This window comes from Pseudomonas sp. MF6776, from assembly GCF_016613125.1.
GTDB lineage: Bacteria > Pseudomonadota > Gammaproteobacteria > Pseudomonadales > Pseudomonadaceae > Aquipseudomonas > Aquipseudomonas iridis.
This window is the reverse complement of sequence record NZ_JAENSQ010000001.1, coordinates 41,924-66,839: the sequence shown is the minus strand read 5'-3', so window position 1 is coordinate 66,839 and position 24,916 is coordinate 41,924. Positions and strand designations below refer to the sequence as shown.

At 60.2% G+C, this 24,916-nt stretch carries 18 protein-coding genes; 6 read left to right on the top strand and 12 right to left on the bottom strand.

Annotation, left to right across the window (positions count from 1 at the left end; all coding sequences use genetic code 11):
- Positions 1 to 10: 10 nt before the first annotated feature.
- The 3 genes from JJD74_RS00270 to nirB are packed head-to-tail and all read right to left on the bottom strand — an operon-like array spanning position 11 to position 5,492.
- Positions 11 to 2,725, bottom strand: coding sequence for a nitrate reductase (locus tag JJD74_RS00270; RefSeq protein ID WP_200610560.1), 2,715 nt, complete (start codon positions 2,723 to 2,725; stop codon positions 11 to 13).
- Positions 2,725 to 3,042 carry a nitrite reductase small subunit NirD gene (gene nirD, locus JJD74_RS00265; RefSeq protein ID WP_042558503.1) on the bottom strand — a complete coding sequence of 106 codons (318 nt, stop codon included), beginning with the start codon at positions 3,040 to 3,042 and terminating at the stop codon, positions 2,725 to 2,727. The genes JJD74_RS00270 and nirD overlap by 1 nt, the downstream gene beginning before the upstream one ends.
- Positions 3,039 to 5,492: a nitrite reductase large subunit NirB gene (nirB, locus tag JJD74_RS00260; RefSeq protein WP_200610556.1), complete on the bottom strand. Its 2,454-nt coding sequence runs from the start codon at positions 5,490 to 5,492 to the stop codon at positions 3,039 to 3,041. Before nirB ends, nirD begins: the two co-directional genes overlap by 4 nt.
- 191 nt (positions 5,493 to 5,683) lie before the next feature.
- Between nirB and JJD74_RS00255 the strand changes: the two genes are divergently transcribed.
- Positions 5,684 to 5,845, top strand: coding sequence for a hypothetical protein (locus tag JJD74_RS00255; protein WP_200610551.1), 162 nt, complete (start codon positions 5,684 to 5,686; stop codon positions 5,843 to 5,845).
- A 24-nt stretch (positions 5,846 to 5,869) separates the two neighbouring features.
- Here the strand turns inward: JJD74_RS00255 and JJD74_RS00250 are convergent, their stop codons facing one another.
- The 4 genes from JJD74_RS00250 to JJD74_RS00235 all read right to left on the bottom strand — a co-directional run bounded on the left by JJD74_RS00250 (position 5,870) and on the right by JJD74_RS00235 (position 10,890).
- Entirely contained in the window at positions 5,870 to 7,543 is a 1,674-nt protein-coding gene (locus JJD74_RS00250; protein WP_200610549.1) for a bifunctional protein-serine/threonine kinase/phosphatase, read from the bottom strand.
- A gap of 7 nt (positions 7,544 to 7,550) precedes the next feature.
- Positions 7,551 to 8,762, bottom strand: coding sequence for a nitrate/nitrite transporter (locus tag JJD74_RS00245; RefSeq protein WP_042558506.1), 1,212 nt, complete (start codon positions 8,760 to 8,762; stop codon positions 7,551 to 7,553).
- 325 nt (positions 8,763 to 9,087) lie between these two features.
- Positions 9,088 to 9,663, bottom strand: coding sequence for an ANTAR domain-containing response regulator (locus JJD74_RS00240; RefSeq protein ID WP_042558507.1), 576 nt, complete (start codon positions 9,661 to 9,663; stop codon positions 9,088 to 9,090).
- 15 nt (positions 9,664 to 9,678) lie between these two features.
- A complete protein-coding gene (locus JJD74_RS00235) occupies positions 9,679 to 10,890 on the bottom strand; it encodes a CmpA/NrtA family ABC transporter substrate-binding protein (RefSeq protein WP_200610546.1) in 1,212 nt (403 codons plus the stop codon).
- Positions 10,891 to 11,125: 235 nt separating this feature from the next.
- Between JJD74_RS00235 and JJD74_RS00230 the strand changes: the two genes are divergently transcribed.
- On the top strand, positions 11,126 to 12,145 hold the full coding sequence (locus tag JJD74_RS00230) for a quinone-dependent dihydroorotate dehydrogenase (protein WP_150597034.1): 1,020 nt from the start codon (positions 11,126 to 11,128) through the stop codon (positions 12,143 to 12,145).
- Between the two features lie 256 nt (positions 12,146 to 12,401).
- Here JJD74_RS00230 and rmf read toward each other — a convergent pair whose 3' ends face one another.
- On the bottom strand, positions 12,402 to 12,617 hold the full coding sequence (rmf, locus tag JJD74_RS00225) for a ribosome modulation factor (protein ID WP_003223300.1): 216 nt from the start codon (positions 12,615 to 12,617) through the stop codon (positions 12,402 to 12,404).
- A 531-nt stretch (positions 12,618 to 13,148) separates the two neighbouring features.
- Between rmf and rlmKL the strand changes: the two genes are divergently transcribed.
- A complete protein-coding gene (rlmKL, locus tag JJD74_RS00220) occupies positions 13,149 to 15,419 on the top strand; it encodes a bifunctional 23S rRNA (guanine(2069)-N(7))-methyltransferase RlmK/23S rRNA (guanine(2445)-N(2))-methyltransferase RlmL (RefSeq protein WP_042558510.1) in 2,271 nt (756 codons plus the stop codon).
- 145 nt (positions 15,420 to 15,564) lie between these two features.
- The gene (locus JJD74_RS00215) at positions 15,565 to 17,946 is read left to right on the top strand and encodes a sensor domain-containing diguanylate cyclase (RefSeq protein WP_200610542.1); all 2,382 of its coding nucleotides are present in this window, start codon (positions 15,565 to 15,567) and stop codon (positions 17,944 to 17,946) included.
- 136 nt (positions 17,947 to 18,082) lie between these two features.
- Here the strand turns inward: JJD74_RS00215 and dacB are convergent, their stop codons facing one another.
- Positions 18,083 to 19,543: a D-alanyl-D-alanine carboxypeptidase/D-alanyl-D-alanine endopeptidase gene (gene dacB / locus JJD74_RS00210; RefSeq protein WP_115147625.1), complete on the bottom strand. Its 1,461-nt coding sequence runs from the start codon at positions 19,541 to 19,543 to the stop codon at positions 18,083 to 18,085.
- 234 nt (positions 19,544 to 19,777) lie between these two features.
- Between dacB and JJD74_RS00205 the strand changes: the two genes are divergently transcribed.
- Positions 19,778 to 20,122, top strand: a complete 345-nt coding sequence (locus JJD74_RS00205; RefSeq protein WP_042558513.1) for a YggL family protein — start codon at positions 19,778 to 19,780, stop codon at positions 20,120 to 20,122.
- Positions 20,123 to 20,250: 128 nt separating this feature from the next.
- On the opposite strand, the gene JJD74_RS00200 is transcribed toward JJD74_RS00205, so the two are convergent.
- Positions 20,251 to 21,441, bottom strand: a complete 1,191-nt coding sequence (locus JJD74_RS00200; RefSeq protein WP_200610526.1) for a benzoate/H(+) symporter BenE family transporter — start codon at positions 21,439 to 21,441, stop codon at positions 20,251 to 20,253.
- A gap of 357 nt (positions 21,442 to 21,798) precedes the next feature.
- On the opposite strand from JJD74_RS00200, the gene JJD74_RS00195 reads away from it, so the two are divergent.
- Positions 21,799 to 22,563, top strand: a complete 765-nt coding sequence (locus JJD74_RS00195; RefSeq protein WP_042558515.1) for a GntR family transcriptional regulator — start codon at positions 21,799 to 21,801, stop codon at positions 22,561 to 22,563.
- Positions 22,564 to 22,738: 175 nt separating this feature from the next.
- Here the strand turns inward: JJD74_RS00195 and guaD are convergent, their stop codons facing one another.
- Complete coding sequence (gene guaD, locus JJD74_RS00190) at positions 22,739 to 24,043, bottom strand: guanine deaminase (RefSeq protein WP_042558516.1); 1,305 nt, start codon at positions 24,041 to 24,043, stop codon at positions 22,739 to 22,741.
- A 13-nt stretch (positions 24,044 to 24,056) separates the two neighbouring features.
- A complete protein-coding gene (xdhC, locus tag JJD74_RS00185) occupies positions 24,057 to 24,914 on the bottom strand; it encodes a xanthine dehydrogenase accessory protein XdhC (protein ID WP_042558517.1) in 858 nt (285 codons plus the stop codon).
- Positions 24,915 to 24,916 lie beyond the last annotated feature (2 nt).

Genomic DNA, 24,916 nt, shown 5'->3' with positions numbered 1-24,916 from the left:
TCTTCCCTCATCAAATGACGGCAACCGGCTGCACGTTGGCGGCCAGCAAGCGCTTTATTTCCGGGATGCACGAGCCGCATTGCGTGCCGCATCCCAGTTGATTTTTCAAACCCTGCAGGTCAAGTCCCTGGCCAATACCGGCGCAGACTGCGTTGAGGCTGACGTTGTTGCAGTTGCACAAGGTTTTATCGCGACTGACTTGCGCCCCGGCGTTGCCCGGCGGCGCGCTCATTGGCGCCAGCAGCCAGCGTCGCAGTTGTTCATCCGCGCGACCTTCCAGCCACAAACCTTGCAGCCAGTGTTGCGCGAGGGTTTCGCCAGCCAGGCGAATGGCGGTGATCCGGCCGTTTTCAATGCGTACACGCTTGCCGATGGCGCGGCGCGGGTCGTCATAGGCCAGTACGGGGCCATCGATCAGCGACAGACATTCGTCGATCTCGCCAAGCAACTGCGGGTCCGGTGCCGCGCCGCTGGCAGCGCGTATCAGCAATGCCGGGCGTTCACGTCCGACGAGACTCAGACTCACGTAGGAAAACGCCTCGCACAGTGGTCGTAGCGTCTCGAAGTGCCGTTGAACATCACCTTCGATCAGTGCGAAGAGTTGCCACGGCAGATTGACCGACTCCAAACGCACACCGCTGTGCTTGAGTTCAGGCTGTTTGGACAAAGGGTCGAAGGCCGGCAGCGTCACGCTGTTCACGCCACCCTTGAGAAAACGATCGCCCCAGTGCATCGGCAAAAAAGCCTGGCCCGGACGCACGCTGTCATCGCTGCCCACCGCAACGATCACGGCGCCTCGACGACTTTTGAGATTGACCAGATCGCCCGGCTGCAAACGGTGCCGGCGCAGTTCGTCCGGGTGCAGGCTCAATACCGCTTCGCTGACATGTCCGAACAGTTGCGCCGCCGTGCCGGTACGGCTCATGCCGTGCCATTGATCGCGCAGGCGGCCGGTGATCAGCGTCAGCGGGAAGCGCGCATCACGCTGCTCCTTGGCGGCGCGGTAAGGCTCGGCAATGAACTGCGCGCGGCCATTAGCGGTAGGAAAAATCCCGTCGCTGTACAAGCGCGCTGTTCCTTGCCGGGCGCCAGCGGGGAAGGGCCATTGCTGCGGCCCGATCTGGTCGATCAGTGCATGACTGATACCGCAGAGATCCAGATCACGCCCGCGGGTAAGTAACTTGAATTCATCGAATAGCTGCGAAGGTTGATCGAAGGCAAACAGACTCGGGTGCTGCGGGCGCAGACGTTTCTCCAGACGCTGTGCGAAATCCACCGTAATTGCCCAGTCTGGCCGCGCTTCACCCGGTGCGAGAATGGCTTTGCGTACGTGGGAAATGCGTCGCTCGGAATTGGTGACCGTGCCTTCCTTTTCGCCCCAACTGGCGGCGGGCAGTAACAGGTCGGCAAATGCAGCTGTTTCGGTGGTGCGGAAGGCTTCCTGCAATACCACGAACGGACACGCCTGCAGTGCCGCGCGCACCGAGTTTTGATCCGGCATCGATTGGGCGGGGTTGGTGCAGGCTATCCACAACGCCTTTATCTTGCCGCTACGCACCTGTTCGAACAGTTCGATAGCACTGAGCCCGGTGCTTTCCGGTAACCGATCGACGCCCCAGTAAGCCGCGACTTCAGCACGGTGCTCGGGGTTGGCGGCATCACGATGGCCGGGGAGCAGATTGGACAGACTTCCGGTTTCCCGCCCGCCCATGGCATTTGGCTGACCGGTGAGAGAGAAGGGGCCTGCCCCCGGACGACCGATTTGCCCGGTAGCCAGATGCAGGTTAATCAGTGCGCTGTTTTTTGCGCTGCCGGCGGTGGACTGGTTCAAGCCCATGCACCACAGCGACAGAAAACTCGGCGCAGTGCCCACCCATTCAGCGCATTGCTGCAGTTGCTCGACACTGATCCCGCACAGCTGCGAGACCATCTGTGGCGTGTAATCACGTACCAGGCTTTTCAGTTCGGCCAGACCTTCGGTGTGGGCGTTGATGAAGTCGCGGTCGATCCATTCTTCCCACAACAGCAGGTGCAAAATCCCATGGAACAGAGCGACATCGGTGCCAGGCAGAATCGCCAGATGCAGATCGGCCAGATCGCAGGTGTCGGTGCGTCGTGGGTCGATGACGATGACTTTCATCTGCGGACGGCGCGATTTAGCCTCTTCGAGCCGACGAAAAAGTACCGGATGGGCGTAGGCCATGTTACTGCCGACGATCATCACGCAATCACTGAGCTCCAGATCCTCATAGCTGCATGGCGGTGCATCGGCGCCGAGACTTCGTTTGTAGCCGACCACGGCCGAAGACATGCACAGGCGAGAATTACTGTCGATGTTGTTGGTGCCGACCAGCGCCCGCGCCAGTTTGTTGAAGGCGTAATAATCCTCGGTCAGCAGCTGTCCGGAAATGTAGAACGCGACGCTGTCCGGGCCGTGCTCGGCGATGGTCTGGGCGAACACATTGGCAGCATGGTCCAGCGCTGTGTCCCAGTCGGAACGGCTGCGCGCCAGACCTTTGCCCAGGCGCAGTTCTGGGTGTAACGCTCGGGCTGCGAGGTCGCCGGTCAGGTGCAGGGTCGAGCCTTTGCTGCAGAGTTTGCCGAAGTTGGCCGGATGCGTCGGATCGCCACTGACGCCGAGGATGCGCTCGCCGTCATGCTCGATCAGTACGCCGCAGCCGACCCCGCAATAACAGCAGGTCGAGGCGGTCGTCTGGCGGTTCATCAGATAGCGTCCCGCAGGGCCAATTGCACCCGGCCATTTTCAACCCGCGCCGCGTGATGGTGGGCGCATCCGATATCAGGCGCCTGGGCTTCACCGGATTGCAGGTCTATCTGCCAGTTGTGCAGCGGGCAGGCCACACGTTTGCCGTAAATCAAACCTTGTGACAGGGGGCCGCCCTTGTGCGGGCAGCGGTCGTCGAGGGCGAACACTTCGTCGTCACTTGTACGAAAAATCGCGATGTCACCTTTGGGACCGGCAATGATCCGCGAACCGAGGGTATTGATCTCTTCCAGGGCACAGATATCGAGCCAGTTCATGCCGGTACCTCCAGGTTTTTCACAGGGATCACGTCAAATTCTTTCTTCAATTGCGGCTGCGCCAGTCGCTCCTTCCACGGATCCTGCTCAAACGACAGGGAGAATTGCAGGCGCTCGTTCAACGCTTTGCGACGCTCGGGGTCTTCAAGCACGGCTTTCTTGATGTGCTCCATGCCGACCCGTTGCAGGTAGTGCACGGTGCGCTCGAGGTAAAAGGCTTCTTCGCGATAGAGCTGCAGGAACGCGCCGTTGTACTCGCGAACTTCTTCGGCGGTTTTCAGCTTGACGAAGAATTCGGCGACTTCCGTTTTGATCCCGCCGTTGCCACCGATGTACATCTCCCATCCGGAATCGACGCCGATGATTCCTACGTCTTTGATCCCCGCTTCCGAGCAGTTGCGTGGGCAACCGGAGACAGCCAGTTTCACTTTGTGCGGCGACCACATATTGAACAGGTCATGTTCAAGCTCGATGCCCAGTTGCGTCGAATTCTGCGTGCCGAAGCGGCAGAACTCGCTGCCGACACAGGTTTTCACCGTGCGAATCGATTTGCCGTAGGCGTGGCCGGAGGGCATGTCGAGATCCTTCCAGACGCCGGGCAAATCCTGTTTCTTGATGCCCAGCAGGTCGATGCGTTGACCGCCGGTGACCTTGACCATCGGCACGTTGTACTTGTCGGCGACGTCGGCAATTCGGCGCAATTCCGAAGGGTTGGTCACACCGCCCCACATCCGTGGCACCACCGAGTAGGTGCCATCCTTCTGGATATTGGCGTGGGCGCGCTCGTTGATCAGGCGCGATTGCGGATCGTCCCTGGCCTCGCCCGGCCAGGTGGAAATCAGGTAGTAGTTGAGCGCCGGGCGGCATGTCGCGCAGCCGTTTGGCGTGCGCCAGTTGAGGTAACTCATGGTGCCGGCGATGGTCAGTAGATGTTGCTCGCGGATCGCCTGGCGGATCTGGCCGTGATTGAGGTCGCTGCAACCGCAGATGGCTTTTTCGCTTTTCGGTTTGACGTCTGCCGCACCGCCGACGGTGTTGATCAGGATCTGCTCGACCAGCCCCGCGCAGGAGCCACAGGAACTGGCCGCTTTGGTGTGTTTCTTCACGTCATCGACGCTGAACAGACCGTGTTCCTGAATGGCTTTGACGATGGTGCCTTTGCACACGCCGTTGCAGCCGCAGACTTCGGCGGTGTCCGCCATGACCATTGCTTTGTCCTGGCCCTGATGTCCTACGTCGCCGAGGGCGTTTTCGCCAAACATCAGGTGATCGCGGATCTCGCCGATGGCGTGATTCTCACGAATCTGTCGGAAATACCAACCGCCATCTGCCGTATCGCCGTACAGACAGGCGCCAACCAAAACGTCATCCTTGATCACCAGTTTTTTGTACACCCCGCCGATCGGATCAGAAAGGGTGATGGTTTCGGTGCCTTCGCCGCCCATGAAGTCGCCGGCGGAAAACAGGTCGATGCCGGTGACCTTCAGTTTGGTCGATGTAACCGAGCCCTGATAGCGGGCGAAACCCAATTGCGCGAGGTGGTTGGCGCAGACCTTGGCCTGTTCGAACAACGGTGCGACCAGCCCATAAGCGATGCCGCGATGGCTGGCGCATTCGCCGATGGCATAGATGCGCGGGTCATAGGTTTGCAGGGTGTCGTTGACCAGAATGCCGCGATTGCACGGAATGCCGGCCTTTTCCGCGAGTTCGGTGTTGGGGCGGATGCCGGCGGCCATGACCACCAGATCAGCAGGGATGATGTCGCCGTTCTTGAATTGCACCGAGCCGACCCGACCGTTTCCGGCATCGTGTAGGGCCTGGGTTTGTTCGTACAGACGGAAATGCAGGCCACGGGATTCCAGAGCGCTTTGCAGCAGTTGGCCGCTGGTCTTGTCCAGTTGCCGCTCCAGCAACCACTCACCGAGATGCACGACGGTGACGTGCATGCCGCGCAGCATCAGGCCGTTGGCAGCTTCGAGGCCGAGCAGGCCACCGCCGATCACGACGGCGTGCTTGTGGGTTTTGGCGGTGTCGATCATTGCCTGGGTGTCGGCAATGTCGCGGTAGCCGATCACGCCGTGCAAGGTGTTGCCGGGAATTGGCAGGATGAATGGCGTCGAGCCGGTGGCGATCAGCAGGCGGTCGTACTCGGCTTCAGTGCCGTCCTCGGCAATCACCCGGCGCTTGACCCGGTCGATTTCCACCACTTTGCGGTTGAGCAGTAGCTTGATGTTGTTTTCCAGGTACCAGTCGAGGTCGTTGAGCACGATCTCTTCGAAGGTTTGCTCACCCGCCAGCACCGGCGACAACAGGATGCGGTTGTAATTGGTATGCGGCTCGGCGCCGAAGACCGTGATGTCGTACAGCTCGTTGCTCAGCTTGAGCAGTTCTTCGAGGGTGCGGACGCCGGCCATGCCGTTGCCGATCATCACCAGTTTGAGTTTTTTCATCAGGTTCTCCGGAGAGCTGCGGCTTGCCTCTGTGGGCTTCAGGCCTTGCTCGAGAAATTTTGCGCAAACAAAAAAAGGCGTCCCGCTAGTTGCCTAGCGAGGACGCCTTTGTCCTGGTCCCGTTCTCTCGGGGAGCACAACCTTCGTCGTTGAAGGTTGGGCTTTATGTGTGTGTTGAAAGGATTAATGCAGTGGTTGTGCCAAGTATTCCCAATCCCGTGATTACGGGGCTTTACTGGCAGGAATGGAATTTTTCTGCACTGTCTGGAGGCGTGTTGCGCGATTTTGAGGCGCAACGTCAAAAGATCGCAGCCTTCGGCATCTCCTACACGGGAATCGTGCACATGCTGTAGGAGCTGCCGAAGGCTGCGATCTTTTCAAGGCTGATGAAACAATAAAACCAGCAGCACCAGATTCCCCAGCAATGCCACCAGCGCCATCGTCCGCCAGACCTTTACCGGCTCACGCTCCAGCAGTGGCCTGGGGCGTACGCTCAAAATGCGCCGCTCGCCTTGTTCCAGCACCAGCAACCATTCTTCTGCCGTTTCAAAACGCTGTTGCGGATCGGCAGCAACGCCGCGCTCCAGGCTCTGCGCCAGCCACTCCGGCAGATCGGGGCGGTAGCGACTGGCACTGACCGGCAAGCCAAATCGCGGCCGTTGAAAGGCTTCGATCTCGCCATAGGGAAAATGCCCTGTGAGCAGGAAATACAGTGTCACGCCCAGCGCATACAGATCCTGTTGTGCGCCGGGCGGGTCACCGCGAAAGGCTTCCGGGGCGATATAGCTTGGGGTTCCCGGCAATGTCGAAACAGCGTCTTCGGACAGGCCAGGACAGTAGGCCAGACCAAAATCCAGCAGGCGCAACTCACCATCGTCACCCAGCAGCAGGTTCTCCGGTTTGATATCCCGGTGCAGAATCTGCCGCCGATGCAGCAAGCCCACCGCACGCAGCAGTCGCTCAGCCAGTTCATGCCACTTTGCCAATGGTAACGGCCCGCTTCGCTGGAAAAGCTGCGCCAGGGTCGTCCCCGAATATTCCCGCATCACGTAGTACAAATGCTGACGCTGAAGGCACGCATGGACTTCAGGAAAATGCCGACCGGCCACGCGTTTCAGAAACCATTCCTCCGAAAGAAGCGCTTGCCCGGTCTGTGGATCATCTGCAAGTCGTGCGGGCAGGGTTTTCAGCAACCATGGCTGACCTTGGTCGTCGTGCACGCGATAGAGCAGTGATTGCTGACTCTGGCTGACAACCTCTTGCACCTGCCAGCCTTCGAAAGACTGACCGGATTTCAGCGGTGGGGGCAGCGGCCACTGCTGAAGATGCATCAGCGCATCGCCGATGTTCGCTTCACCGACGGCATCTACCCGCACCAGCAAGGCGCTGGCGTTGTCCTGACTGCCGGCCAGATGCGCGGCGTTCACCAGAGTGTTTGCCGCGCTTTGCAGATCCGGCTGGTCGCGCAGGATCGTTACAATTGCGGTATCGCCCAAGGTCGACCACACGCCGTCGCTGAGCAGCACGAAACACTCGCCCGTGCGCAATTCGCCGTCGAGAAAATCCAGCACCAGATGCTGATCAAGCCCTAACGCACGCTTGAGCACATGCTGCATGCCCGGTTGCTCCCAGGCATGATCGTTGGATATCCGCTGCAAGCTGTCGGCATGCCAACGATAGACCCGGCAATCGCCTACGTGGGCCAGGGTAAAGCGCCTACCGCGCATGACCAAAGCGCTGACAGTGGTCAGCAACGGTTGCCCACCGCCATTGGCCTGCAACCAGCGATTTTGCGCCAGCAGCAGGCGATCCAGTGCCTGGGCCACGCTCCAGGTTTCCGGGGTGGCGTAGTAGTCGAGGGCCAAGGCTTGCAAGGTCGAGCGCGCAGCCAGTCCGCCATCGGCGCACTGGCTGACACCGTCAGCGATGGCGAACAGGTAACCCTTGCTCGCCGCCAGCGCCGGTGCTGGCGTGACCAGACGCAGGGCGTCCTGATTCTCCGCGCGCGGGCCGGTGGCGCTGGCTTCGGCGAAACTCAGTTGCAGGGCCATTCAGGTCTCAGACTCGAGCCGCAGTCACGGCCGCCGAACCCCAGGTGGTTCTCCAGCGCCGCTTGACGCCGTGCAGGCCAAACCACGCCAGCACGCCAAGGCTGGCGAACAACCACAGGGCCAGTTGATAACTGCCGGTGCTCTGTTTGATCGCGCCCATGCCTGCCGCCAGCGCGAAACCGCCGATGCCGCCAGCCATGCCGATCAGCCCGGTCATCACACCAATCTCAAGACGAAAGCGCTGCGGCACCAGTTGGAAAACTGCCCCGTTGCCTGCCCCCAAACCGAGCATGGTGCAGACGAAAAGTGCCAGCGCCGCGTAGGAACTCGGCAGATTGAAACCGACCGCTGCGATGCAGATAGCCGCCACGGTGTACATCGCCAGCAAGGTGCGAATGCCGCCGAAGCGATCCGCCAATGCGCCGCCTAATGGACGCATCAGGCTGCCACCGAATACGCAGGCAGCGGTGTAGTAACCGGCGGTGACCGGGCTCAAGCCGTATTGATCGTTGAAGTAGCCGGGCAGGGCGCTGGCCAGGCCGATGAAGCCGCCGAAGGTGACGCTGTAGAAAAACATGAACCACCAACTGTCGCGGTCACCGAGGGCCTTGAAGTAGTCGGCCATGGACTTGGCTTTCGGACGTTGCGGGGCGTTTTTTGCCATCCAGGCGAACAGCACCAGCGTGAGGATCAATGGAATCACTGCGAAGCCGAAGACGTTGCTCCAGCCGAAGGATGCGGCCAGTACCGGCGCGAGCAGTGCAGCGAACACGGTGCCCGAGTTGCCCGCGCCGGCAATGCCCATGGCTTTGCCCTGGTGCTCAGGCGGGTACCATTGCGACGCCAGCGGCAGCGCCACGGCGAACGAAGCGCCGGCCATGCCGAGGAACAGACCGAGGATCAGCGCCTGTTCGTAACTGTGAATACCGAGTTTCCAGGCGCCGAACAGCGCGCAGATGACAATGACCTGGCCGATCAGCCCGGCGGTTTTCGGTGACAGCCGATCCGCCAGCATGCCCATCGCGAAGCGCAGCACGGCGCCGGCAAGGATTGGCGTGGCGACCACGAGCCCGCGCTGCTGCGTGGTCAGGTGCAGGTCCGCCGCGATCTGCACTGCCAGCGGGCCGAGCAGGTACCAGACCATGAAACTCAGGTCGAAGTAGAGGAAGGCCGCGAACAGGGTCGGGGTATGGCCGGATTTCCAGAAGCTTTTATTCATCGCGCACCTCAGCTGTAAAGAGTCTCGAGAAGGAGTCATGAGTCAGCAAAGTGGGGCGCCGCCACGGCCGCACCACCGGCCCCGGGCTGTGGGGCCAAAAACGCAAAAACGCCGCTACCTGATTCGCCGGGTGGGGCGAGCGGGTCAGCGACGTCTTTGTCGTAGGTGGGGCAACCGCCGTTGGTTACCTGTGTGGAATGCGTAGCGAGATTTGTGCCAAGGCTTAAAGATCGCTGCCTCGTTGCACTCGAAAGCTCCTACAGGGGGAGCATCGAACTCCTGTAGGAGCTGCCGAAGGCTGCGATCTTTTGATCTTGCTGGTTATTCAGCCGAGCAATTCACTCATCGCAATAATCTGCTCCGCCACCTGAATCAGCTTCTGCTGGCGGCTCATGGCCTGGCGCCGCATCAGGGTGTAGGCCTCTTCCTCATTGCAGTCCTTCATCTTCATCAACAAGCCTTTGGCCAGTTCGATGCGTTTGCGCTCAGCCAGCTGCTGGTCGCGGGCGTGCAACTGCGCACGCAACGCCTGATCACTCTCGAACCGCGCCATGGCCACATCGAGAATCGGCTGCAAACGTTGTGCGTGAATGCCTTCAACGATGTAGGCACTGACCCCGGACTTTATCGCCTGACGCATCACGCCGGGGTCATGCTCGTCGGTAAACATCACGATGGGGCGTGGCTGATCGCGGCTGACCAGCACCACTTGCTCCATTACATCGCGGCTCGGTGACTCGGTATCGATCAGGATGACGTCCGGGCGCACCGTTTCGACGCGTGCGGGCAGGTCGATGGTCAGGCCAGACTCGTCAATCACCTCAAAACCGGCCTCGGTCAGCGCCGCTTTCAGGCGTCCGACTTTTTTCGCCGTGTCGTTGATCAGCAGAATGCGCAGCATGTTGGCGGTCTCCTGTCAGCGGCGGGCGAGAAGGGGAGCATCGTCGCTCAGGGCGTGCAGCTTGAAACTGCGCGCGTAACCGGCCGGATCACTGCCATCCCAGATTTTGCCGTCGAGCAACTGACTGCTGCGCATGTCCTTGTCCCGCGCGGCAACGCCAACAGCAGTCGCCGCGTCGCGATAGAGGCTCAATTGCTGAACCTGACGCGCCACGGCGAGGTAATCCGGGTCTTCGCGCAGCAAGCCCCAGCGGCGGAACTGGGTCATGAACCACATGCCGTCGCAGAGATACGGCAGATTGACTTCGCCGTTGCCGTGAAAGCGCAAGGCGTGGGGATCCTGCCAGCGATGACCGAGGCCGTCGGTGTACTCACCGAGAAAGCGCGGTTCGATGCACGAAACCGGCGTATCGAGATAATCCGGGGCGCTCAGCAGTTGTGCGGTGCTGCGGCGATTCTCCTGGCTTTCTTCGATAAATCGGCTGGCTTCGAGGATCGCCATCACCAGCGCGCGCGCGGTGTTCGGGTATTGCTCGACGAAGGCGCGGGTGCAGCCGAGGACTTTTTCCGGGTGATCGGGCCAGATCGTCTGGCTGGTGGCCAGCGTAAAGCCGAGATTCTGCTGTACCGCGCTGGCGGCCCACGGTTCGCCGACGCAAAAGCCGTCGATTCGTCCCGCTTGCAGGTGCGCAACCATTTGCGGCGGCGGCACGACCACGCTGTCGACATCCTGTAACGGATGAATGCCTTGGCTCGCCAGCCAGTAATAAAGCCACATCGCGTGCGTGCCGGTCGGGAAGGTCTGGGCAAAGGTCAATTTTGCGCGGGATTGGTGCACGTGGCGATCCAGCGCTTCAGGACTGTTCACACCGAGGGCTTGCAGACCGTGGGAGAGGTTGAGGCTCTGACCGTTTTGGTTGAGGCCCATCAACACGGCCATATCGGTAGATGCGATGCCGCCGATGCCCAAATGTACGGCGTAGATCAAACCGTACAGGCTGTGGGCGGCATCGAGTTCGCCGCTGACCAGTTTGTCGCGCAGGTTGGCCCACGAAGTCTGGCGCTTGAGGTTCAGGGTCAGGCCATAAGGCTGAGCGAAACCCTGAGTGGCGGCCACCACCACCGAGGCGCAATCGCTCAGGGCCATGAAACCAAGGTTGATCGCAGTCTTTTCCGGAGCATCGCTGCCGTTGACCCAGGCCAGCGGCCCGACGGAGGGTTCATTCATCGCATGCACCTGCAAAAGCCGCCTTCAAAAAAAACGCCGCCACCGATTTTGCGCAGGCAAAACCCCATGACGACGCCATTGTCCTTGCCTGTACGCCGCCATTGGCGTGCGGGCTGATGGCAAGCAGGGTGCAAGGCATATGCCAGTCGCGTCGATTTGCGCATGCGCCTCGCGCGGGGGGGCGATGCCCGGCTATAATCGCCGCCTCTTTTCGCCGCCCGAGTCATCGCCGCCCATGTACACCCTGGCCCGTCAGCTATTGTTCAAACTTTCCCCGGAAACCTCCCACGATCTGTCGCTGGATCTGATCGGCGCGGGTGGGCGTTTGGGCCTCAACGGTCTGCTGTGCAAGGCGCCAGCGAAGTTGCCGGTGACGGTCATGGGCCTGGAGTTCCCCAACCCGGTGGGTCTGGCGGCGGGTCTGGACAAGAACGGCGCGGCCATCGACGGCTTCGCGCAGTTGGGTTTCGGTTTTGTCGAAATCGGCACCGTGACCCCGCGTCCGCAGCCGGGCAACCCGAAACCACGGATTTTCCGCCTGCCGGAAGCCGAGGCGATCATCAATCGGATGGGCTTCAACAATCTGGGTGTGGATAACCTGCTGACGCGGGTCGCAGCGGCCAAATACAAGGGCGTGCTGGGCATCAACATCGGCAAGAATTTCGATACCCCGGTTGAACGCGCGGTTGACGATTACCTGATCTGCCTGGACAAGGTCTACGCCCACGCCAGTTACATCACCGTCAACGTCAGCTCGCCGAACACCCCGGGCCTGCGCAGCTTGCAGTTCGGCGATTCGCTCAAGCAGTTGCTGGCGGACCTGGCCACGCGCCGCGCCGAATTGGCGCTGCGTCATGGCAAGCATGTGCCGCTGGCGATCAAGATTGCCCCGGACATGACCGACGAAGAAACCGCGCAGGTCGCGCAAGCGCTGATCGAAACCGGGATGGACGCGGTCATTGCCACCAACACCACGCTGAGCCGGGTTGGCGTTGAAGGCATGGTGCATGGTGACGAGGCGGGCGGCCTGTCCGGAGCGCCGGTGCGAGACAAGAGCACCCACACCGTGAAAGTACTGGCGGCTGAGCTGGGTGGGCGCTTGCCGATCATCGCAGCGGGCGGCATCACTGAAGGCAAGCATGCTGCTGAGAAGATCACTGCGGGTGCCAGTCTGGTGCAGATTTACTCGGGCTTTATCTATAAAGGCCCGGCGCTGATTCGTGAATCGGTGGATGCGATCGCCGCATTGCGCTGATCAAACTGACACACCGGTGATCTAGGTGGGAGCGAGCCTGCTCGCGAAGGCAGTGTATCTGTCGCAAGTAATGTGACGGGATGAAGGCTTTCGCGAGCAGGCTCGCTCCCACAGGTTTGTGCCCGGCACAAGAAACTGCAGGCATAAAAAAGGGCTCCTCTAAGGAGCCCTTGGGCCGTAGCCCGCCGTCCGGGAGGGACGTGCGTGGTTAATGCGTTGCAAATTCAGATTGTCGTGTCGGAATAAATGCCCTGTGTCAGCCGACGGCGTGAAGTTCGTTGAGTCTGTGGATTCCCGCAGTGCCGGTCATACCGTCCCAGTTGTCGCCGCGTCCTTCTCGCCAGCCGTTAATCCAGGCTTGACGTACCGACGGTAGAGTAAATGGGCAAAGCTCACGGGATTTGCCACCAACGCCATATTGATATCCGCGCAAAAATGCTCTTTCCAACGGATCACGCTTAAGTCTTCTCATAGGGTGTTTCCCTCACTTGTTGACTGTATGTGTCGCGTTGACCTCAACCGAGGTCTGGCAGAAAAACTCTGCCGGGGGCGGCTCGCTGCCGGCGTGGCGAGCCAAGGTGTTGACGCCGTTGCGACGTCAACCTGTGCTCAGTTCTAACCAATGAGTCACACCGATGGAATGACCGATTTGTCATAAGAACGTAACGAATAGGATGCTATGGCAATAAGTAACTGCGTATTTGTTCAATGTTTATTGAGCAAACCCCGGTATGATCGGCACCGCGCTGCATGATGGGCTTAATCCTTTAGTGAGAATGACCCACGGTTGCACTGGGGTACTATTCGACGAAGGGTTGTTTTGAGTCATTTTGTTGCTTCAACTTTTTTCTCTGTCCTTGCATCTAAGCTCTTTTAACCCGAGCAGCAGGGATGGGACGGCACACCTTCGTGCCACGCGGGCGTTCTTTTAGAAAAGCGCCTGATTGAAAACCGGATCGGCAATGCGTTGTCGGTTCACATAGCCAAAGGCTCTGGAAATACCATGTCCGACCAATTCGAACTCTTCCTCACTTGCCCCAAAGGTCTTGAAGGCCTGCTTATCGAGGAAGCCGTCGGGCTTGGCCTTGAAGAAGCGCGCGAGCACACCTCCGCCGTGCGTGGCATGGCAACCATGGAAACCGCCTATCGTCTGTGCCTGTGGTCGCGCCTGGCCAACCGCGTGTTGCTGGTGCTCAAGCGTTTCCCGATGAAGGACGCTGAAGACCTGTACCACGGCGTGCTCGACGTCGAGTGGCAAGACCACATGCTCAGCGATGGCACCCTGGCCGTTGAATTCAGCGGCCACGGCTCGGGCATCGACAACACTCACTTCGGCGCCTTGAAGGTCAAGGACGCCATCGTCGACAAACTGCGTACCCCGCAGGGCGACCGTCCGTCGATCGACAAGCTCAACCCGGATCTGCGCATTCACCTGCGTCTGGATCGCGGCGAAGCGATTCTCTCCCTCGACCTCTCCGGCCACAGCCTGCACCAGCGCGGCTACCGCTTGCAGCAAGGTGCAGCGCCGCTGAAGGAAAACCTCGCGGCAGCAATCCTGATCCGATCCGGCTGGCCGCGCATTGCTGCCGATGGCGGCGCGCTGGCTGACCCGATGTGCGGTGTCGGTACGTTCCTGGTCGAAGCGGGGATGATCGCCGCCGATATGGCGCCGAACCTGCGTCGTGAGCAGTGGGGCTTCACCGCATGGCTGGGCCACGTGCCGGCGCTGTGGAAAAAGCTCCACGAAGAGGCGACCGAACGTGCGGCTGCCGGTCTGGCCAAGCCGCCGCTGTGGATTCGTGGTTACGAAGCTGACCCGCGCTTGATCCAGCCGGGCCGCAACAACGTTGAACGTGCCGGCCTGAGTGAGTGGATCAAGATCTACCAGGGCGAAGTGGCGACGTTCGAGCCGCGTCCGGATCAGAACCAGAAAGGTCTGGTGATCTGCAACCCGCCGTACGGCGAGCGTCTGGGCGACGAAGCCAGCCTGCTGTATCTCTACCAGAACCTCGGCGAGCGTCTGCGTCAGGCCTGCCTGAACTGGGAAGCGGCGGTGTTCACCGGTGCGCCGGATCTGGGCAAGCGCATGGGCATCCGCAGCCACAAACAGTATTCGTTCTGGAACGGCGCACTGCCGTGCAAGCTGCTGCTGATCAAAGTCACTCCGGATCAATTCGTCACGGGCGAGCGTCGCACCCCGGAACAGCGTCAGGTCGAGCGTGAGCAAGCAGCTTACGACCAGACGCCGGACGAGCCACAAGAACGCAAGTTCAACAAGAACGGCAACCCGATCAAACCAACGCCAGCCCCGGCTCCGGTGGTCGAACAGGCTCGCTTGAGCGAAGGCGGGCAGATGTTTGCCAACCGTCTGCAGAAAAACCTCAAGGCACTGGGCAAGTGGGTCAAGCGCGAAGGCATCGATTGCTACCGCGTTTACGATGCGGACATGCCGGAATACGCGATGGCCATCGACCTGTACCACGACTGGGTGCACGTTCAGGAATACGCCGCGCCGAAATCGATCGACCCGCAAAAGGCTTCGATCCGCATGTTCGATGCGTTGGCAGCGATTCCGCAGGCGCTGAACATCGACAAGAGCCGCGTGGTGGTCAAACGGCGCGAGCGCCAGAGTGGCACCAAGCAGTACGAACGTCAGGCTGCGCAGGGCAAGTTCAATGAAGTGACCGAAGGCGGCGTCAAGTTGCTGGTCAACCTCACCGACTACCTCGACACCGGGCTGTTCCTGGATCACCGGGCGATGCGCCTGCGCATTCAGAAAGAAGCCGCCGGCAAGCGCTTCCTCAATCTGTATTGCTACACCGCGACCGCCAGCGTGCACGCGGCCAAGGGTGGTGCGCGCAGCACCACCAGCGTCGACCTGTCGAAAACCTACCTCGACTGGGCGCGCCGCAACCTGTCGCTGAACGGCTTCTCGGACAAGAACCGTCTGGAGCAGGGCGACGTGATGGCGTGGCTGGAAAGTTGCCGCGAAGAGTACGACCTGATCTTCATCGATCCGCCGACCTTCTCCAACTCCAAGCGCATGGAAGGCATTTTCGACGTGCAGCGTGATCAGGTGCAGTTGATCGACCTGGCCATGGCGCGCCTGGCGCCGGGCGGCGTGTTGTATTTCTCCAACAACTTCCGCAAGTTCCAGTTGGAAGAGAACCTGGCCGAGCGTTACGCGATTGAGGAAATCAGCGCGCAGACCATTGATCCGGATTTCGCGCGTAACACCAAGATTCACCGTGCCTGGAAAATCACGGCTCGTTGACGCTGCAAAGGATTGGATCCACAGAGCCTTGATTTTAAAGGCTCTTGGATCTGATCAACGCTAGCCAAATTGATGGCTAATAGCTATAAACTCACTCATGGCCAATGGGGGTTCCCCCGTAATGCTGGCGTAGTGAGTTGCCCTTATGTCGTTGCACCCCGTGCGCCCGAAGATTCTGGGTTTCATCAGCGAAGACGTCTCGGCCTGGCTGGTCGCGATGCTGGTATTGCTCGCCGGCGGGATACTCACGGGGCTGCTCGCCTGGGCCACTTTCAGCCAGTTTGAACAACAACTGCGTCAGCGCTTTCAGTTGCTGGCCAATGAGCGTTACAGCCGCATCGAAGAGCGATTTCAGGACCAGGAGCAACGCCTCGACGGCCTGCGCCGCTTCTTCACCAATTCCCAATCGGTGTCTCGCGCCGAGTTCGATGGTTATACCCGACCCTTATTACTGCGCACCCAGGCCTATTCGTTTGCCCTCAGGGTCAGTGCTGCCGAGCGCGCCGAATTTGAGCAGCGCGTGCGTGCGGAAGGCCTGAGCACGTTTACGATTCGCGAACTTAATGAACAGCGCGAGTTGCAACTGGCGGGCGCCCGAGATGAATACGTGCCGGTTTTATTCAGTCAGACCCAAAGCCGTCTGGGCTCGCCGCTGGGCTACGATTTGCTCGCGCAACCGCTGCGCCGCGATGTCCTGCAGCGCGCCGATGAGCTGCGTAATCTGGTCGTTTCGCAACCGATGAATCTGATCAGTGTCGAGCCAGCCTATGCCCGCGGGGTCTTGCTGGTGGCGCCAGTCATTCGAGAGGGGCAGCAAAAGCCTTTCGGCTATGTGATGGCCGTGATCAGCATGCGCCAGTTGCTGGCGGATGGTTTGCCGGACGCGTTCCATGACTACCTTTCGGTGCGCATTCTCGACCTGTCGATCCCTGAGCAGCACGAGGTGCTCTACGAATCGGCTAACGATCCGGCACCCAGTGCTCTGGCCACCACCCGGCTGGTACGCATGGCCGATCATGACTATCAGGTGGATATCCTGCCGAGCGACGCTTTCGTGCAAGCCAACGACTCCTCAGTGGGGAGTGTGCTGATTCTCGGTGGATTACTCAGTCTGCTGCTGAGTGCGTTGTTATATGTGCTGGTCAGCCAGCGCCAGCGAGCCTTGCATCTGGTCGAGCAGCGCACGCAAGAGTTGCACGAGAGCGAACAGGAACTGCGCGGCACTCACGGCCAGTTGCGCGGTGTGCTGAATGCCGCCACGCAGGTGGCAATCATCGCCACCGATCTGCGCGGGGTGATCAGCACCTTCAATCCCGGCGCCGAACAGATGCTTGGCTACCGCAGCGATGAGGTGGTCGGCCGCATGACCCTGGAGAACCTGCACTTTCCGCGCGAACTGATGGCCCGCGCGGCGGAATTGAGTGCGCGTTACGGCAAGGCGATCCCGACCTGTCAGGCGATGCTGGTCGAGGGCGGCGAAGTCGGCGGGCACGAGGCGCGCGAGTGGACCCTGATCTGCCAGGACGGCAGTCACCTGCCGGTGAACATGCTCGCCACCCCTGTGCTTGATGAGCAGGGCCTGTGGGTCGGGCATCTGGCGATCTGCATCGACATCACTGAGCGCAAGCGTGTGCACGAGGCGCTGGCGGCGCGTGATGTGCTGCTGAAAAAGCTCAGCGCTCACGTGCCCGGCGGCATTTACCAGTTCAAGATGGAATTCGACGGTCGCTTCAGTGTGATTTACGCCAGCGACGGCATCCGCGAGATCTACGAACTCGAACCGGATGTGCTGCTGCTCGATGCCGAGGCCATTTTCTCCCGTATCTATCCGCAGGACGTGAGCCGCGTGCGCACCTCGATTCGGGTATCAGCGCAAAACCTCAGCCCTTGGCGCGAGGAATATCGCGTGCAGTTGCCCGTACGCGGTCTGCGCTGGGTGCGCGGCGAGGCGACGCCCGAGGAGCTGCCCGGCGGTGGCGTGCTGTGGCATGGCTATATCTCGGACATTTCAGATTTGAAGCGCGTGGAGGAGGAACTTCGGGCGCTGTCGATCACTGATTCGTTGACCGGTATCTACAACCGTCGCTATTTCCAGGAACGCCTGACCACCGAAATGGCCCGGGTCGAGCGCGGTGGCGGTGAACTGTCGGTGATCATGCTCGACATCGACCATTTCAAACGGATCAACGACCAGCACGGTCATGCCGTGGGCGACCGGGTGCTGCAAGCCGTGTGCGAGCGCATCGGCCATCGCTTGCGCCGCACGGATGTGTTCTGTCGCTTGGGTGGCGAGGAATTCATGGTGCTCTGCCCGGACATCGACGGCGAACACGCGTACATGCTCGCTGTGGAGTTGTGGCAGGGGTTACGCAGTGCGCCGGTTGATGTGGTCGGCGTGGTGACCGCAAGTTTCGGTATCGCCAGTTGGCGACCGGGGGAGGGCGCTGATTCGCTGTTGCTGCGCGCGGATTACGGGGTGTACGCGGCGAAGCAGGGCGGGCGGGATCGGGTTGAGCAGATGAGTTAGGCCCTGCCACCAAACCAATGTGGGAGCGAGCCTGCTCGCGAAGGCGGTGTATCAGTCAGCACATTTATTGACTGACCTGACGCCTTCGCGAGCAGGCTCGCTCCCACAGGTTTTTGTGGTGTTGCTTGAACTTGGGTTACAAGACGGAAGCCGTCTGCGGCAGCTTCGGCTGGCGATACAGATCCAGCAGCACCTGATCCAGCACCGACGATGCACCAAACGGCGCTTTGTCGTTGAGGATCGCCACCACCGCCCAAGTGTTGCCGTTGACGTCGCGGCTGAAACCGGCAATCGCTCGCACGGTGTTCAGGGTGCCGGTCTTGACGTGGGCTTCGCCGCGCATGGCGGTGGTCTTCAGGCGTTTGCGCATGGTGCCGTCGGTGCCGGCAATCGGCAACGAGCTGATGTACTCGGCGGCATACGGGCTGTGCCAGGCGGCTTGCAGCATGTTCGCCATCTCACGGGCGCTGACCCGTTCGGCACGGGACAGGCCGGAACCGTTCTCCATCACCAGGTGCGGTGCGGTAATGCCTTTTTTAGCCAGCCACTGACGGACTACGCGCTGCGCTGCCCTGGCGTCGTCACCGTCGGCGTCGTTGCGGAACCTCTGACCCAGGCTCAGGAACAGCTGCTGAGCCATGGTGTTGTTACTGTATTTGTTGATGTCGCGGATGATTTCCGCCAGATCCGGCGAGAATGCGCGAGCCAGCAACTTGGCGTTGCTCGGGGTCGGCGCGAGACGATCCCTGCCCTGAATGCTGCCACCCAACTCCTTCCAGATCGCACGAACGGCGCCCGCGGTGTAGGTCGCGTGGTCGAGCAACGACAGGTAGGTCTGCGAGCTGCAACCTTCACCCAACTGGCCGCCCACCGTCACGGTCACGCTGCCATCGGGCTGTGGCACCGGGTTGTAGCGCACACCGCCGGTGCATTGCTTGGAGGGGAGCGCTTTAACGGTATTTTCGATGCGGATGCTGGCGATCGGCGGTTCCACCGAGATCAGCACTCGGCCACCGTCATTGCGGGCGACGAAGCGCAGGGCCTTGAGGTTGACCAGCAGCGAGTCGGGTTTGACCAGAAACGGCTTGTTCTCGTCATTGCCGTCATCGTTGAATTCCGGCAGCTGTGGTTGCACGAAGAAATTGCGGTCCAGCACCAGATCACCGGTGATCTGCGTGACGCCGTTGGCGCGCAGATCGCGCATCAACAGCCAGAGTTTTTCCATGTTCAGCTTCGGATCGCCGCCACCCTTGAGGTAGAGGTTACCGTTGAGGATACCGCCGCTCAGAGTGCCATCGGTGTAGAACTCGGTTTTCCACTGGTGGTTGGGGCCGAGCATTTCCAGCGCCGCGTAGGTGGTAACCAGTTTCATGGTCGAGGCCGGGTTGACCGACACATCGGCGTTGAACACGGTGGCTGTGCCTGGGCCATCGAGCGGCACCATCACCAGCGACAGGGCGTTAGGCTGCAGTTTGCTCGCCTTGAGGGCTTTTTCGACATTGGGGGTCAGGGCAGTATTGATTGGGGCAGCAGAGGCAGGCAGGGCCAGAGGAAGAAATAGGCCGGCGAAAAAAAGTGGACGCAACGATTTGATCATGTGAAATAAAACCCTGCAAAAGAGGGGGAGAAAAACGAGGACATGGATGAAAAAGCCCTCAGTGGTCACGAAAGTGTCGGCATTATGCCCCAAGGTGTAACCGCTTGTGCCGTCCCCGGGGTGGCTAATCAGTGATTTTTTTACAGGCGGTCGGCCGCAGTGTCCAGAGAGTCGGGCAAATGACGTCTTAAACTGGTAAAGTGCCGGCCGTTATTACTTAAGAGGATTGTTCCAATGGCGACTAACCGTTCCCAGCGTCTGCGCAAAAAACTGTGCGTTGATGAATTTCAAGAGCTGGGTTTCGAGCTGAACCTGGACTTCAAAGAAGACTTGTCCGAAGAAGCCATTGACGCTTTCCTCGAAGCCTTCATCAAAGAAGCCATGGAAGCCAATGGTCTGGGTTATGTTGGCGGCGACGACTTCGGTCTGGTATGCCTGCAGAAGCGTGGCTCGGTCAACGAAGAGCAGCGCGCTGCTGTTGAAGCCTGGCTGAAAACCCGTAGCGAACTGACCGGTGCAACCGTCAGCCCGCTGCTGGACGTTTGGTATCCGGAAAAGCCGATCAACGCGGCTAAGTGATACTGAAAAAAACGGCGACCTGAGGGTCGCCGTTTTTTTTCGTGGATCAAAAGATCGCAGCCTTCGGCAGCTCACAGGATCTACGCGTAGTCCCTGTAGGAGCTGCCGAAGGCTGCGATCTTTTGATCTTACGCTTTACGCCAATTCAAGATCAGCAGCGTCACAACCCCCGCAACAATCCCCCAAAACGCCGATCCGATGGAGAACAGCGTCAACCCCGACGCCGTCACCATAAACGTGATCAGCGCCGCTTCGCGTTCCTTCACTTCGGTCATTGCGATGCTCAAGCCATTGATGATCGAGCCAAACAGCGCAAGCGCAGCAATTGACAGCACCAGTTCCTTCGGCAGCGCGGCAAACAGCGCCGCCAACGTTGCGCCGAACACCCCGGCGATCCCGTAGAAAATCCCGCACCACACTGCTGCGGTGTAGCGTTTGTTGCGATCTTCGTGGGCATGCGGCCCGGTGCAGATTGCCGCGCTGATGGCGGCGAGGTTGATGCCGTGTGAACCGAACGGCGCCAGTAACAACGAAGCGATGCCGGTAGTGGTGATCAGCGGCGAGGCCGGGACGGTGTAGCCGTCGGCGCGCAGCACGGCGATGCCGGGCATGTTCTGCGAGGTCATGGCCACGACGAACAGTGGAATGCCGATGCTGATGGTTGCCGCCAAAGAAAAGTGCGGCGTGGTCCACACCGGCGTGGCCACTTCCAGATGAAAACCGCTGAAGTCCAGCAGCCCCATGAAGCCCGAAAGCGCGGTGCCGATCAGCAGTGCGGCGAGCACGGCATAGCGGGGCGACAGGCGTTTGACCAATAAATAGGTGAAGAACATGCCCAATACCAGACCGGTGCGGTGTTGCGCGGCGACAAAGATTTCGCTGCCGATCTTGAACAGAATCCCCGCCAGCAAGGCTGCCGCCAGCGATGCCGGGATCTTTTTCATCAGCCGTTCGAAACTACCGGTCAGCCCGCAGATCGTCACCAGCACCGCGCAGGTGATGTAGGCGCCGATGGCTTCGCCGTAACTCACGCCGCCAAGACTGGTGATCAACAACGCCGCGCCGGGTGTCGACCAGGCAATGGTGATGGGCGTGCGATAGCGCAGCGACAGGCCGATCGAGCACACCGCCATGCCAACCGAAATTGCCCAGATCCACGAAGAAATCTGCCCGCTGGTCAGGCCCGCCGCTTGCCCGGCCTGGAACATAAGGACCAGGGAGCTGGTGTAACCGGTCATCATCGCAATGAAACCGGCGACGATGGCCGAGGGCGATGTGTCGGCCAGAGGGCGCAGTTGAGTGTGCGTGGCGTCGTTCATGACAACGGTGTTCCTTATACCAATGAAGATGTCCCCTGTACGCCAAACCCCTGTGGGAGCGAGCCTGCTCGCGAAAGCGGTGTGTCAGTCAACATTCATTTTGAATGTGAAACGGCTTTCGCGAGCAGGCTCGCTCCCACAGGGGATTGTGGTCGACCAGCGGATTCTGCGATCAAGCCTAAACTCAATCGTAACGAACCGTTGCAATACAGCCGTGGTCACAAACAGCCATACAGTCGTGTTGCCACCATCCATTGTGTACAATCGCGCTGTTTTTTACGCGATACTTGCCAGCGACCTACTGTGCCGTATTACAGTCACGGTCTATTCGCCGCAGTTCTCCCGACTCGAGTGCCCATGAACGAACAGTTGCAACCCCTCAAGAAACAACCGCGAGCAGGCAAAGCCGGCCGCAGCGGAACCCAGGACGATATTGTCTACGCGCACATCTTCGAGGCCATCCTCGAACAGCGTCTGGCGCCCGGCACCAAGTTGAGCGAAGAAGCGCTGGGGGAAATCTTTGGGGTCAGTCGCACCATCATTCGCCGCGCGCTGTCGCGTCTGGCCCATGAAGGTGTGGTGCTGTTGCGGCCGAACCGTGGCGCCGTCGTTGCCAGCCCGAGCGTGGAAGAAGCGCGTCAGGTGTTCATGGCCCGCCGTCTGGTCGAACGCGCGATCACTGAACTGGCCGTGCTGCACGCCACCGCCGAGCAGATCGCCGAATTGCGCCAAATGGTCAACGACGAGCGCGACAGCTTCTCGCGCGGTGATCGCGGCGCCGGTATTCGTCTGTCGGGCGAGTTCCATCTGAAACTGGCGGAAGCGGCGAAAAATGCACCGCTGGTCAGCTTTCAGCGCAGCCTGGTCTCGCAGACCTCGCTGATCATTGCCCAATATGAAAGCGGCAACCGCTCGCACTGTTCCTACGACGAGCACACCCAACTGATCGACGCCATTGAAGCGCGTAACGGTGAGTTGGCGGTGGATCTGATGATGCATCACATGGATCACATCGACAGCAAGCTCAACCTCGATGAGGAAGGCGCGTCGGATGATCTGCATGCAGTGTTCTCGCATTTGTTGCAGACCAAGAAGCCGGGGCGTCCTGCGGCCAAGCTTTGAGCTGATACCGAGTCGTGCCTTTCGCGAGCAGGCTCGCTCCCACATTCAATCGCATTCTCTCAGAGGAAATGAGGTCAACTGTGGGAGCGAGCCTGCTCGCGAAGGCGATCTGACAGACAACAAAAATCCCCCGGGGCTGAACACCACCGGGGGATTTTTTTTGCCTTGGGAAAACTTAGCGCTGATGCACCAGCGCACCCGCCGCATAAGTCTGCTGCACCGTCCGGTCATCTCCCAGCGTCATCAATACAAACAAGGTCTCGGCAATGTTATTCGCCTGTTTCAAGCGATAGCTCAGCAACGGCGTGGCGTTGTAATCCAGCACCAGGAAGTCAGCGTCGCTGCCCGGTTGCAGATTGCCGATCTTGTCTTCCAGACGCAGCGCCCTCGCGCCACCCAGGGTCGCCAGATACAACGACTTGAACGGACTCAAACGCGCGCCCTGCAACTGCATCACTTTGTAGGCTTCGTTCAGTGTTTGCAGCAACGAGAAACTGGTACCGCCACCCACGTCAGTGCCCAGACCCACGTTCAACTTGTGCTTTTCGGCCATCGGCAGATTGAACAAACCGCTGCCCAGGAAGAGGTTCGATGTCGGGCAGAACGAAACGGCGGAGCCGGTTTGCGCCAATCGCGCACATTCGTCGTCGCACAGGTGCACGCCGTGGGCGAATACCGAGCGCTCGCCGAGCAGCTGGTAGTGATCGTAAACGTCTAGGTAGCCTTTGCGCTCCGGGAACAGTTCCTTGACCCACTCGATTTCCTTGAGGTTCTCGCTGATGTGGGTCTGCATGTACAGATCCGGATATTCAGTCAGCAATTGCCCGGCGAGGGTCAATTGCTCCGGGGTGCTGGTCGGCGCGAAACGCGGGGTGACCGCATAGTGCAGGCGACCCTTGCCGTGCCAGCGCTCGATCAGCGCCTTGCTCTCGACGTAGCTGGATTCGGCGGTGTCGGTAAGGTAGTCCGGCGCGTTGCGGTCCATCATCACTTTACCGGCGATCATCCGCAGATCGAGTTTCTCGGCCGCTTCAAAGAACGAGTTCACCGACTGCGGGTGAACGCTGCCGAACACCAGCGCCGTGGTGGTGCCGTTGCGCAGCAGTTCCTTGACGAAAATGTCAGCGACTTCATCGGCGTGCGCCTTGTCGCCGAACTGGCTTTCGCACGGGAAGGTGTAAGTGTTGAGCCAGTCGAGCAGTTGCTCGCCATAGGCGCCGACCATGCCGGTTTGTGGCAGGTGAATGTGGGTGTCGATAAAGCCCGGGGTGATCAAGGCATCCTGATAGTGGTTGATTTCGATGTCTGCCGGCAGCGTCGGCAGCAAGTCGCTGGCGTGGCCGACGGCGCTGATCTTGCCGCCATCGACCACCAGCAGGCCGTCCTCGAAATATTCGTAGGAGGCTTCGATACCGACTTCGGCGGGGTCGGCAATGCTGTGCAGGATGGCGGCGCGGTAGGCTTTGCGAGTCAGAGGCATGAGGTTTCTCTAATCAATTTGAGGCTTTGAGTTTGGCGGCCTGACTGCGGCGTGAAAGCGGCAGCAGTTTGGCAATCGGTTCGGCGCTGGCAGTGTGCTGGCCGAAATTGGCGTTATAAGTAGCGATGATTTCGCCGGCGATGGAGATGGCGATTTCCACAGGCAACTTGCCTTTGACTTCGCCGATACCCATCGGGCAGCGCATGCGTTGCACGACGCTGGCGTCGAAGCCGCGGTCACGCAGACGGTGTTCGAACTTGGCGCGTTTGGTCTTCGAGCCGATCAGGCCGAACCAGGTGAAATCGTTGCGCTTGAGGATCGCGGCGGTGAGTTCCAGATCCAGCTGATGATTGTGGGTCATGACGATGCAATAGCTGCCGGCGGGCAGGTCATCGATTTCATCCACAGGCTCTTCGGCAACGATTTTACGGACGCCGTGGGGAATCTGTGCGGGGAATTCTTCTTCCCGGGAATCGATCCAGCGCACCCGGCAGGGCAGGCTGGCGAGCAGCGGCACCAGGGCGCGACCGACGTGGCCGGCGCCGAACACGGCGATCTGCGCTTGCACCTGGCCCATCGGTTCGAACAGCAACACCGTGGCGCCGCCGCAGCACTGGCCCAGACTGGCACCGAGGCTGAAGCGCTCCAGATGAGTGTCCTGCTTGCCGCTGGCGAGCATCTCGCGAGCGATCTGCATGGCTTTGTATTCCAGGTGCCCGCCACCGATGGTGTCGAAGATCTGGCGAGCACTGACGACCATTTTCGAGCCGGCATTGCGTGGCGTCGAGCCGAGCTCTTCGATGATCGTCACCAGCACACAGGGCTCGCCCTGGTTCTGCAGGTCGGCGAGGGCGTCGATCCAGTTGTACATAT